The sequence below is a fragment of the Parabacteroides sp. genome (assembly GCF_977054455.1).
The window spans coordinates 26,493-39,120 of the sequence record NZ_CDRTCT010000003.1; the positions used below are offsets into that span (position 1 = coordinate 26,493).

Sequence of the window (12,628 nt, forward strand, 5' to 3'; positions counted from 1 at the left end):
TTTTTTGTTGCCGGAAAACGGAAAGATGCTGAAGAAGCGTATGAGTGTGTTGGCTGTAAGGAGGTGTTTCTGTCAAAATATCAATCACAAACGGATTGCTTTGCAGAGCCTTTGAGGTGTTAAAATGGCTTTTAGAGGCCTTTCGAGAGACTTTTCAGGATTCTTTTTCCCTTTGTTTTCATTCGTCCTCCCAAATCATCCAAATGATTTTCCGGATTGATCCGGATGGATTGTCAGGAACATCCCAATGGCTTTGGAAAAACATTCAAATCATTTGAAAAATCATTTAGACGATTTGTGAGAGGAGGAATGAAAACAAGGGCTTTTCAGGCTAAAAGGATTAAAAAGGGAGATTCGTATGTTAGCAAAAACATTTGAAATGAATCAGATTGACAGCAAATGGCGTTTATTTGTTTCAGGAATGTGTTCTGATGGGGAACCCGTAGAGACGCACGGCCGTGCGTCTCTACATTGGTGTCCCTTTGGTATTTAGGGAGCCGCAGGCGTTAGGACGAACGTATCCCCTTTTTGTGTATCGAACATCGCTTGGTGGTATTCCTTGCCGTCCGATCGGATCGGGGAGGAAGTCGTGACGACTTTGCCGTCTTGCTTGACTGTAAAGGGTTGGCTTGCACGCAGCGTGCAGCTTTTCCCTGACAGCGAACGGATATTGGCTTCTGTCAATTTTCCATCCTTCCAGTTCATCGCGATCTCGAAGTTGCCCCGTGCCTTCAGACCGGAAACAGAGCCTTCCGCCCATACGTCGGGCAAAGCAGGCAACAGATGAATGTATCCGGCATGGCTTTGCAACAATATTTCAACGACACCTGCCGTATAACCGAAGTTCCCGTCGATCTGGAAAGGGGGGTGTGCACACAATAAATTGCGGAAGAGTCCTCCTCCTTTATGTGCACTGTTTCCGAATCCGACAGGATTGAACAGGTTGGCGATGATTTTGTAAGCATGGTTGCCGTCCAACAGGCGTGCCCAGCAGTTTATTTTCCAGCCCATCGACCAGCCGGAAGCCAGATCGCCCCGCAGTTCGAGCGTTTTGCGGACCGCATTGAACAGCTCCGGTGTCTTGTCCGGCGTGATCTGGTCGCTCGGATGGAAACCGTACAGATGAGAGAAGTGGCGGTGCTGAGGTTCCCGTTCCTTGAAGTCATATATCCATTCCTGCAACTGTCCGCGTTCCCCGATTTGATAGGGCAGCAAGCGTGCCAGTTTGTCTTTCAATTCATCCCGTAACGGTTCGTCCAGGTTGAACATTTCCGAAGCCTCGATCGTGCGGGTAAAAGTCTCGCGGATGATCGCCATGTCCATCGTCGGGCCCATGCTCATAGCTGCCGTTTGCCCGTCTTCTGTGACGAAACTGTTTTCCGGGGAGACGCCTACCGGAGTCACCAAATGACCGTTGCCGTCGTCTATCAGCCAGTCGGCAAAAAACTCGGCGGCCCCTTTCATCAACGGATAGGCTTCGTTTTTCAGGAATGTTTCATCCTGTGTGAACTGGTAGTGTTCCCATAGGTGGCTGCACAACCACCCTTGCACCATCGGCCAGAAAGAAGCTGTCGGCACGTTGTCGTTCGGCAGGGATTCCCGCCAGATGGATGTGTTATGATGGGCCACCCAACCGCGACGGTTATACATGTTCCGGGCTGTTTCGGCTCCGGAGACAGACAGTTCCCGGATCATCCGGAAAAGAGGTTCCTGGCATTCCGACAGGTTGGTGAGTTCGGCCGGCCAGTAGTTCATTTCGGTGTTGATATTGATCGTGTAGCCGCAGTTCCAGGCCGGAATGGTGTCTTTGTTCCACATGCCTTGCAGGTTCAAAGGCTGCCCGCCTGGGCGCGATCCGCTGATCATCAGGTAGCGTCCGAACTGGAACAGGAGAGCTGCCAAGTCGGGATCGGCGTTTCCGGCAAACTGTTCGAGACGTTTGTCGGTCGGCATCGCCTTTTGTTCGGGAGAGGAAAACAGTTCGAAATCGACTCGGTCGAAAAGGGAACGGTAATCTTCCGTATGGCGTTGTTTCAGTGTCTGATAGTCATAAGAAAGGGCTTTTTCCAGAATACCGGCTGCTTTGGCGGATGGATCGATACCTTCCCGGCTCGGACTCTTGTCGAAACCGTTGAAGCCGGTTGCCATGCTGAGTACGAAATAGACTTCATCCGTATCGTACACATGGATGCCGGAGTCGGTAATCTCACATTTCCCGTCTTTAGGGAAGACCGGTTTCAACTGGGCTTCGAAAAACATGCCTTTCCCGCCGATCTCGTCGCCGTAAAGCATCCGTTTGTCGAACTTGCGTTTGCCGTTCGCATCGTAGAGTTCAGGGTGTTTGTATTGGTCGCCCCATTGTTCGATTTGCTCGAATGTACGCCGTTCCACATAGCCGGGAGCCTGTCCGTGCAGGACCAGACGGTCGCCGGTCCCTTTTTGCAGGGCTGTAGGATGGGGTGAAGTGAAATCGAGCGAGATGTCGATACCGTCCGGAGTGTCGCTTTTCAGGCGCATCACGATCACATCGTCCGGTTGGGAGGCAAACACTTCCCGTTCGTATTTCACGCCGTTTTGTTCATAGGCAGTCGTGGCAACTGCATCCGAGATGTTTAATGCCCGTTTGTACCCGACGGCATCTCCCGGCTTGTTGTTTTGGATATGCAGGTCTCCGAACGGTTGGTAATATTGATGCAGGCGTCCCAGCCAGTTCTTGCAAACCAGGTCCGAAGCCGTCTCGTATTTTCCGGCCTTCATCAGCCCGACCACTTTGTCGAACATCTCCGGTGTTATTTTCACATCTTTGAAAACGACTGACGGTTCCCCGCTGTATAACGTGTTTTCATTCAATTGAAGTTGTTCTTTTTCAATTCCTCCGAAAACCATTGCTCCTGCCCGTCCGTTTCCGATCGGGAGGGCATCGTTCCAACTGGCTGCTGGTTCGCTATACCACAAGGAAAGCGGTGCTTTTTGCGGCGTTTCCGCACACGCGGTGAGCAAAAAGAGTGAGGAGATCAGATAAGAAATAATGCGCATATACATGGTATTTTAAGATTATACAAAAAAGTGTCCGGATGCAAAGATATTGATTCATCCGGACACTCTGTAAGTTTATAGTTAATTAATATCCCGGATTCTGTTCGATCGTGGCATAGACATTCCGCTCGATTTCCGAATAGGGGATGGGCCAGAGATTATGATAATCCTCGATTGTCAAACCTGTTTTAGGATTATACTTACGGTTCCTATCTGCCAACTTGCCCATTCGGCATAAGGTTAGCATGCGCAGTTCTTCACCATATAACTCGCGCATACGTTCATCCAGCAAGAAATCTATATTCACATCCGAAGGCTGGGCCGGATCGGCGTTAGCCCTTTCCCGGATCGTATTGATATCAGCGGTAGCATTAGCCAGATCTCCTTTCTTTATGTAGGCTTCAGCCCGGAGAAGGTAAGTTTCTGCCAAGCGGAACATATATTCGTCTTTGTAATTACTGTTTGCACTGTTGATTAGGAGATGTTCTCCGAATGGCGTCATCTGCGGGTTCCCGGTAGCGTCTACCTGATACAATTCTTCGGGGAAATTTCCGACACGGGAGAATTTCATTATCAACGGGAACCATTGCCGTATGGAATCGACTTGTTTATAGTAACCGTCTTTCACCATCCATTGTCCGAAAGCCGGAGATGCCGGATTATCGATTTGCAAATCTCTTACTATATTGTGTCCTGAATTTCGAATGTCCTGATCAGACCCTTTGGACCATACAGTATTGAAGAAATAGTCCGTTGGTTGGATCCAACCAACACCGCGTCCGCCTTTCACATCTGTTACTCCCATAAAAGCAGTTGTTTTCACATCCGCTCCGGCCTGGTCTTTTGCTGTAATCTGGATATTCTGGTAATAGGGGATAATAGCCCAAGGCATATTATAGGCTGTTTTTGAGCCTGCATTCAGGTAGTCATATTGTAATACCCATAGACTTTCCTTATTCCCGCTGCTGCGATTCTGGTTGTTCAACCTGAATAGATCCCAATAGACATCGCCTTCTTCATTAGCTCTTGAACCGAAGCGATTAGTCATCAGGGCCATTGACGGATGGCTTATGACAGCAGTTGCCGTTTGAATCGCTTCATCATATTTATTCAGGCAAATGTAAATCTCTGAAAGTAAATGTTGGGCTACTTGTTTGCTGATTTTTCCGTCTTTTACGACATCAATATCCGGTAATAAAGTGATGGCTTCTTCCAGATCTTTTCTGATCTGCTCATACACTTCTTCTCTGGAAGCTCTGACATAATCCCGGCGAGGAGTCGAGACCTCTTCAAGAATCAGAGGAACTCCCCCGAACAAATTTGCAAGCATTCGATATGAGAATCCTCTGAAGAATAGAGCTTCTCCGCGAATAACTTTAGCCTCCTCTTCAGGAACTGCTGTGGCGTTTGGAAGACGGCTTAATATTACATTCGCATTTGAAATGACGATATATACTTGTTTCCAAACGTTCGCCGGGACGCTGAATGTAGGAACCATTACGTTTTTATAATCATTCAATTTAGCTGCTTTGTAATAGTCAGTGGCATTAAATGCGAAATCTGTTGCATAATGAAATGCAAAACGTGTATCGGGGTCTAACTCCCATTGTTGGTATCTTACCCGGTTATACAAATAATTCAAGGAAGATTGGAAATGGGCACTTGTTTCCATTGAGTTTTCCGGAGAGTAAAAATCTTTTGGCTCCTCTTTCAGAAAATCGTTTTCGTTACAAGATGATAAGGTGGCAAATGCTGCTAAAATCGCAATGCCGTATTTAATTGATTTCATGTTCATTCGTTATTAAAATTCAAGATTAAGACCTACGGAATAGCTTCTCATAACCGGATATTTGTTGGAAACCAAGCCTGTTCCGGTTTCCGGATCCCAGCCGTCCCAATCAGTAAAGGTAAGTAGGTTCTTCCCTGTTACATACAGTTTGAGCCGGCTTACTTTGAACTTGTTCAGGAATGCAGACGGTACATTGTAAGAGATCGTAACATCCTGCAGACGGACGAAGCTACGTTGTACATACGGGGAGAATCCGTAGCTACCCAATGCCTGAGTATAATAACCCAACTGGCGGTAACGCGCATTCGGATTTTCCGGAGTCCAGTAATCGAAATTGAATAGGTTGTTCTGGTAAATATTATCCGGATTGGGTAAATCTTTTCCAGGCTGGCCGTAATAATAATTTTTCCCTCCCTGAATCGAGTTGATCAAGAACTTTAATTCCCAGTTTTTGTAGCGGAAAGAGTTTTGTATGCTGAACCGGTATGCAGGATCTTCATATCCGATGATTATACGGTCTTTATCTGCTGAATATTTTCCGTCACCATCTACATCTTGCACTTTATAGGTCCCGTATTCAAAACCTTCAGGTATCAAACCGGCTTGCTTGTCGGCAAGTTGCCACATACCGATGATATTATAGTCGTAACATACTCCGTAAGGATGATTGATGAAAATTTTATTGGCCGTCAGGTCATCTTCTTTTCCGTCTCCATCGGCATCGATACCTAAAATACTGACAACTTTATTGCGGTTACGGGAGAAATTGAACGTTACATCCCAACTGAAATCCTTTGTTTCGATAGCCACACCTGTTACGGACATTTCAAAGCCACGGTTTCTCATTTTACCTATGTTGGACGGGATCTTGTCCAAACCGTTGATTTGCGGGATATTGATGTTGTAGAGCAGGTTGTTTGTCTGTGACAGGTAATATTCCATATTGCCGAAGATGCGTCCGTTCAAGGCACTGAAATCCAAACCGACGTTGAACGTGTTCGTCGTCTCCCATTTCAGATCGGCATTGGCAAGCGACTTGATCCATTGCATCTGTTCTGCATTGGCGCCATCACCAAACAGATATCCGCCATTGATAGTAGTATTGTCTATGCTGATGCTACCGACACCGGCTCCCATCTGGGCAAGTGTTTGATAACGACCGACCGTACGATTACCGTTTTGCCCGTAAGATAAACGTAACTTCAAATTTTCCATCCAGTTGATATTGTTTTTGAAGAAGTCCTCTTCACTGATACGCCAAGCCAATGCGGCAGAGGGGAAAACTCCGAACTTATGGTTCTTCCCGAACCCGGAAAATCCGTCACGGCGAACAGTCCCTGTCAGGATATACTTGTCATTATAAGTATAAATGGCACGCAGCATGGTATACAAACTCGATTCTTCCCATGCACCGGATGTTGCTGTCTGTAAGTCGGCTTGTCCCGCATCCAGCTTGTTGAAGCCTAAAATATCATTGGAGAAGTTGGTTGCTCCCGCCTTTGTCATTTCATACTGTCTCTTTTCGATACCGTAGACGAAAGTCGCATTAATAGCATGTTTCCCGAATGTATTTTTGTAGGACAGTATATTGTCGACCGTATAATTGTACTGGCTGTTGTTTTCCTTCGAGCCGGAACCCGTGAAGTCCGCTCCCCATTTGTTGAAATTGTAGATTTTGTTTTCAATCAGGTTCTGCGAGAAATTCATGCGATAGTTCAAACCTTTCAGAAATGGGAAATCGATATCGGCATAGAAGTTCCCGAACAGATTATAGCGTTTGTTCACATCATCTTGCTGGATTGTCAGTAATGGATTCAATGTGTTTTTGTAGGGTTCCCGGATATAATCTCCATTTTCGTCTGTTATGGCGACAATTGGAGGTAAGCCGGTCACTGTTCCCAGATCAGGAGATTGGCCGGAGTAGTCGCTGATCGTGAAGAAAGATTGTACGCCGACTTTCAGGAAGTCTGTGATTTTCGTATCCAGATTGACACGTACGTTATAACGTTTGTATGTGTCGTTGATAACCAAGTTTTTTTGATCCGTATAACCCATGGAAAAGAAATAGCTGCTCAGTTCGCTTTTGCCTCTGACACTCAGGTTGTGATTTTGTATATAAGGAGTTTTGTTAGTCAGCATTCCCCACCAATCGGTGTCAGTTCCGCTTTCATATCCGTCCAAGGCATTCCGGTCCATCAAATGGGATGTCGGATCCCAGTTCGGGTTCATTTGCAGCATGTTGTCCCCTGTACGGCTTTCTTCCAGATAACGATCGGCTATTTTGCGTAGAAATCCGTCACGGCCTTCCGGATACATATCTTTGTTTGTCGGTTCCTGATAGGAAAATGAACCGCTGTATTCGATTGTCGGTTTACTCATTACCTTTCCTGTTTTGGAGGTAATTAAAATAACACCGTTACTGGCTTCCGACCCATAGATGGCGGCGGCGCTTGCATCTTTCAGGATATCGATGGATTCTACATCGTTCATATTGATATCGACCATGTTCCCACGGAAAATAATGCCGTCCAATACGATCAACGGGCTATTACCGCCACTGATGGACGTACGTCCGCGGATAGACATGTCCGGGTCTTTACCAGCTTCGGACACAGCACCTACGTTCAGCCCGGGAACCGTCCCCTGTAATGCCGAACCCAAGCTGATATTCGGTGATTCCTGCAAAGTTCCCAGATCGGCACGGACAACAGATCCGGCCAGGTCGCTTTTCTTGGCCGTACCGTAACCGACGACGACGACTTCGTCCAGCTTCTGTGCGTCTTCCGCCAACTGCACGTTGATGTTCTTCTGGCTACCGACTGTAATCTCTTTGGTCACGTATCCGATATAGGAAAACTGGATCACCGCTCCCTGGGGAACCGAGAGGGTATAATTGCCGTCCATATCCGTGATGATCCCGTTGGTTGTGCCTTTTTCTACCACGTTAGCACCGGCAATAGGGCCTAAATTGTCACTTACCGTACCGGAAATCGTCACTTGCTTCTGCTGCTGTTGAACCGTTTGGGCAGAAATTATGATGTGATTGTTCCGGATGACGAATGTGCATCCGCTCCCTTTCAGGATCAGTGCGAGTGTCTCATTCAAAGATTTATTGTTAACAGAGGCATTGACCTGTTTATTCAGATTAATGACCGACTCATCATAGTCGACCGACATACCTGTTTGTTTCTCTATTTCGGAGAAAGCATCTTTGATTGTGATGTTGTGGGATGGCAGTGTGATCGACTGGCTACTGGCAACTGTCTGTTGCACAAAAAAGAAAAGAAAAAACATTAATGAAACGCGGAATAAACTAATTAGCTTATTCTGTTGTGTTTTCAGGTTTAATTCCATATTTTTGTAAAATTAGATATTTAAGTAAATACTATGCATGATTTTTATCCTGCCGGATAATTAGAATGAATGGTGTTGCTCGATTTCAAGCCGGGGAGATCTGATTGGCGTCATCTTCCCGGTTCTTTTTTTCATATTAGTATCTCCTCTTTTTTAGTTTATGTACACTTTGTCCTCTTTTATTTTGTAGTTCAGTCCTTTTATCATCTCTTTCATGACTTCCAGTACCTGTTCCAGGCCCTCGTCAGGATTAAACTTCATTGTAAAGCTTCTGCCGGCGAACCGTTCCGTCTCATAATTGATCGTTACATCGAATTTACGTTCGATGGTCTTTACGATCTGGTCGAACGAGGCCGTCTGGAATATCAGATACCCGTCGGTCCATTGCATCACGCGTCCGGCGTCGACAGTATTGAGTGCCAGTGTTTCCAGGCGGTGATTGTAGATGATTTGTTCGTCTGGCGATAAAATCAGGCTTGTGTCTTGCTTTAAACAGGGATCGACTTGAATTTTCCCTTCTTCCAATGTGGCAATCGTAACATCCTGGTCTGAATAAGCGTTTAGATTGAATACGGTGCCGAGTGCTTTGACCGTCATATGGGCGGTTTTGACCAAAAAGGGTTTTGCCGGATCTTTGGCGACTTGGAAGCGGGCTTCCCCGTTGAGGAACAGGAGACGTCTTTTTCCCCTGAAATGTTTGTCATAGACCAGTAAAGAACCGGAGTTCAACCAGACTTTCGTCCCATCGGGCAGTTTTACTTGTTTCTGTTCTCCATTTGCGACGAAACATTCTTTCAATTGAGCTTCTTCCACGACCGGATTTACTTTTGTCAGATAATAATAGGTACCGAAAGCACCAAGCAACGGCAAAAGTAGTATGGCGGCAATTCTCTTGATATACAAACCAATTGGTTTGTGAAGCGTCCGATCGGACGCTTCGATTCGCTTATGTAGTCGGGATAATTCCTGGAAAGTGGATTCGTTTGCCACGGCAGATTCCTCTTCCCATAAAGTACCCATCGCCTTTTCTTTCTCTTCCTGAAAATTCCGGTCAAGCAGCCAGGCATGGAACTTCTTCTGTATTTCCGGGGACAGATCGTTCCCGAAAAATTTTTCTATTAATATATGTATGTTTCTTTTGCCCATTTTTCGTCTTTATATTATAGCTGACGGACGAGTGGGGAAGCACACACAGCCGGAAGTGCTTTTTTTTCAGAAAAAAAGCAGCAAAGTGGAATATGCGATCTTCCGCAATTCGGCAAGGGCTTGTGTCATGTGGTTTTCTACTGTCCGTTTGCTGATATTCAGCCGTTGGGCGATTTCTTCATTGCTCAGGCCGTCTTTCCGGCTCATAATAAAGATGTTCCGGCGTTGAGGCGGCATCTTCTCGACAGCAATGTCAATGAGCAGCGATAGCTCCCTGGCGTAGAGTTCTTCTTCTATCAGATCGTCGTAGGTCGACCTTCTTTGCTCTTTTTGCTGGTAGTTTTCTTCGATCAGGCAGTGTTCGTAATAATCATAGATCATGTTGCGGGCCATGCGGAAGAGATAGGCCTTAAAAGAATCTACTTTTGAGATCGTTTCCCGGTTGGTCCAGATTTTATAGAAGATATCTTGGGTCATGTCGCTCGCTTCATCCCGGTTCTTTATGAAACCGGTTAAGAAGTGCTTTAGTCTTGGACTGTATTGGATGTAAAGCATATCGAAGGCTTTATGATCCCCTTTTCCAAGTTCTTCCAGATATTTTGACTCAAGGTTGATATCCATTTTTGTTTTCTATTGTACGCTCTATCCCTTTATAAATATGAAAAACGAAAGATATGGAAAATAATCTGAAGAGGCAATTTTTTTCAGCAAGAAATATCGAATTGAACAACAGGCTTTATCGAATGAAAGACCGGATAAACGATAATTTGAAGCAAGTGCCTGATAACTCGATGCAAGGAAAAAATGGTACGTGCAGAATAATAATCCAAAAGTGTCAAATATTTTGACGCTCGCTTGCAAGGTAACAGGGAAGCGGATAACTTTACCGGAAAAAGATCTTATGCAAGCCGGAACTATCCTGATCGTTGATGATAACAAAAGCGTACTGACCTCTCTCGAACTGCTTCTGGAAGATGAGTTCGAAGAGGTGGAGACTGCCTCGAACCCGAACAGTATCCTTTCGGTCCTGGACAGCCGGCCGGTCGATCTTGTCTTGTTGGATATGAATTTCTCTGCCGGTGTCAATACCGGCAACGAAGGGCTTTTCTGGCTCCGCCGCATACGGGAGATCGCACCGGGACTGCCTGTTATCATGCTGACAGCCTACGGGGATGTCGAACTGGCAGTCAAGGCGTTGAAGAGCGGGGCGGCCGATTTCGTATTGAAACCCTGGGACAACGATAACCTGATCGGGAAGATACGTGCCGCCCTGCACGAACGGAAGTCCCGTCAGCCGGTGCATCCGGTACCGAGGCCGAGCGAACCGGCTATGATTATCGGGCATTCTCCTGTGATGATGAAACTGATCAAAGTGGTGACGAAAGTAGCCAAGACAGATGCTAATGTCCTGATCACCGGAGAGAACGGTACAGGTAAGGAGATGCTGGCACGTGAGATACACCGCCTTTCGCTCCGCGGCGGCCGAGAGATGGTCAACGTGGATATGGGAGCCGTCAGTGAATCGCTGTTCGAAAGCGAGTTGTTCGGGCATGAACGGGGGGCTTTTACGGATGCACGCGAGAGTCGTCCGGGGAAGTTCGAGGCGGCACACGGGAGCACGCTGTTTCTCGACGAGATCGGAAACCTGCCGTTAGGATTGCAGGCCAAGCTCCTGGCAGCCTTGCAGAATCGCGAGGTCACCCGCCTTGGGAGCAACCGGAAGATTCCGGTCGACATACGCCTGATTGCCGCCACGAACCGCAACCTGCCGGAGATGGTGGCGCAGTCGCTTTTCCGTGAAGACCTGTTCTACCGCATCAATACGATACAGATCGAGATTCCGCCTCTTCGGAACCGGCGGGAAGATATCGCCCTGTTTGTCGATTATTTCCTGAAAAAATATACGCACCTTTACAGTCGGCCGGGACTAACCCTGCATCCGCAGGCGTTGGAGAAGCTCGCGAACTATGACTGGCCCGGCAACATCCGGGAATTGCAGCATACGATCGAGAAGGCGGTGATCCTGGCGGAAAAGAATGTGATCCGTGCCTCCGACCTCTTTATCCGTCCGGGAAAGGCACTCTCTTTTAGCGAAGTGCCCAATTTAGAAGAGGTGGAGCGGCAGGCGATCTTGGCGGCTATCACCCAGAATGAAGGGAACCTGACGGCTGCGGCGGAGCAGTTGGGCGTGAGCCGGCAGACGTTGTATAATAAGATGAAGCGATTCAATCTCTGATTTTCCGCCGGTATGTTCAGTGTCCGTCTATACATACGCATTCTTTTGCAAGTAGTCGCCATCGTATTGGTGGCGGGCTTGGGCGTGGCCGGTATCGTTACGGGACGGGCGGTCATACTGGGTCTTGTGGCTCTCTTTATCGCAGCGTGGCTGATCAGTCTCCTTGTCTATTATCTCAACGCATCGAACCGGAGGATACAGCTTTTCCTGGATGCCATCGAGGACGACGAGTCGATGCTCAATTTCCCGGAAAATATCGGCAGCCGGGAGCAACGCCGCTTGCATGCCGCTTTCAACCGCATTCACAGGCTGATGACCGAGAACAAACGGAAGGCGTTCGACCGCGAGCTGCACCGTAAGGAATATGAATCGTGGGATAAGCTGATGCATGTCCTGACACACGAAATCATGAACTCCATCGCCCCGGTCGTCTCCCTCTCCGGCACGCTTCTTTCTTATTTCCGGACGAAAGATGCGCCGAAAAGCAGCGGGGAGATCACCGATGCCACCATCCGCAAGACGATACGGGGATTGGACACCATCAAAAGCCAAGGGCAAACCCTGATGCATTTCACCGAATCGTACCGCCAGTTTGCTTACCTGAAGGAGCCGGCGCCTAAGCCATTCCCGCTTACGTATCTGCTGCAAAACCTGCAGACCTTGTACTTGCCGGATATGCAACGGCAGCATATCGATTTCTCCCTCGTTCTGTTTCAGCCGGAGATAACGGTCCATGCAGACGAAAAGCTGCTGTCACAGGTTTTGATCAACCTGCTGAAAAACGCTATGCAGGCACTTGAAGGGCAGGCGGATGGAAAGATCCGTTTGGAAGTCGATACGGAGAAGAACCAATTGCTTATCCGGGTGACGGACAACGGTCCCGGCATCCCTTCCGACCTGATGGAAGATATCTTCGTCCCCTTCTTCACCACCAAGGCTACGGGGAGCGGTATCGGGTTGAGCCTTTCCCGGCAGATCATACGGATGCATGGAGGAGAATTGTCGGTGGCTTCGCAACCTTACCGGGAAACCTGCTTCACGGTTTCTTTACCTGTAAAGCCTTAAGA

7 protein-coding genes are annotated in these 12,628 nt (G+C 47.5%); 2 read left to right on the forward strand and 5 right to left on the reverse strand.

Annotated elements, in window-relative coordinates; genetic code table 11:
• Positions 1-489: 489 nt before the first annotated feature.
• The 5 genes from ACW6QF_RS01950 to ACW6QF_RS01970 all read right to left on the reverse strand — a co-directional run bounded on the left by ACW6QF_RS01950 (position 490) and on the right by ACW6QF_RS01970 (position 9,946).
• Complete coding sequence (locus ACW6QF_RS01950; RefSeq protein WP_456086617.1) at positions 490-3,036, reverse strand: glycoside hydrolase family 95 protein; 2,547 nt, start codon at positions 3,034-3,036, stop codon at positions 490-492.
• Between the two features lie 85 nt (positions 3,037-3,121).
• Positions 3,122-4,825 (reverse strand): RagB/SusD family nutrient uptake outer membrane protein, encoded by a 1,704-nt coding sequence (locus ACW6QF_RS01955; RefSeq protein ID WP_456086618.1) that lies wholly within the window; start codon positions 4,823-4,825, stop codon positions 3,122-3,124.
• Between the two features lie 12 nt (positions 4,826-4,837).
• Positions 4,838-8,098, reverse strand: a complete 3,261-nt coding sequence (locus ACW6QF_RS01960) for a TonB-dependent receptor (protein WP_456086619.1) — start codon at positions 8,096-8,098, stop codon at positions 4,838-4,840.
• 234 nt (positions 8,099-8,332) lie between these two features.
• Positions 8,333-9,325: a FecR family protein gene (locus ACW6QF_RS01965; protein ID WP_456086620.1), complete on the reverse strand. Its 993-nt coding sequence runs from the start codon at positions 9,323-9,325 to the stop codon at positions 8,333-8,335.
• A gap of 66 nt (positions 9,326-9,391) precedes the next feature.
• Positions 9,392-9,946, reverse strand: a complete 555-nt coding sequence (locus ACW6QF_RS01970; RefSeq protein ID WP_456086621.1) for an RNA polymerase sigma-70 factor — start codon at positions 9,944-9,946, stop codon at positions 9,392-9,394.
• Positions 9,947-10,226: 280 nt separating this feature from the next.
• On the opposite strand from ACW6QF_RS01970, the gene ACW6QF_RS01975 reads away from it, so the two are divergent.
• A complete protein-coding gene (locus ACW6QF_RS01975) occupies positions 10,227-11,561 on the forward strand; it encodes a sigma-54-dependent transcriptional regulator (RefSeq protein ID WP_456086709.1) in 1,335 nt (444 codons plus the stop codon).
• 12 nt (positions 11,562-11,573) lie between these two features.
• The gene (locus ACW6QF_RS01980) at positions 11,574-12,626 is read left to right on the forward strand and encodes a sensor histidine kinase (RefSeq protein ID WP_456086622.1); all 1,053 of its coding nucleotides are present in this window, start codon (positions 11,574-11,576) and stop codon (positions 12,624-12,626) included.
• Positions 12,627-12,628: the final 2 nt, after the last annotated feature.

Coding starts and splice junctions, on each gene's coding strand:
- ACW6QF_RS01980 (WP_456086622.1), top strand. CDS start 11,574: ATGTTCAGTGTCCGTCTATACATACGCATTCTTTTGCAAGTAGTCGCC.
- ACW6QF_RS01970 (WP_456086621.1), bottom strand. CDS start 9,946: ATGGATATCAACCTTGAGTCAAAATATCTGGAAGAACTTGGAAAAGGG.
- ACW6QF_RS01955 (WP_456086618.1), bottom strand. CDS start 4,825: ATGAAATCAATTAAATACGGCATTGCGATTTTAGCAGCATTTGCCACC.
- ACW6QF_RS01950 (WP_456086617.1), bottom strand. CDS start 3,036: ATGCGCATTATTTCTTATCTGATCTCCTCACTCTTTTTGCTCACCGCG.
- ACW6QF_RS01965 (WP_456086620.1), bottom strand. CDS start 9,325: ATGGGCAAAAGAAACATACATATATTAATAGAAAAATTTTTCGGGAAC.
- ACW6QF_RS01975 (WP_456086709.1), top strand. CDS start 10,227: ATGCAAGCCGGAACTATCCTGATCGTTGATGATAACAAAAGCGTACTG.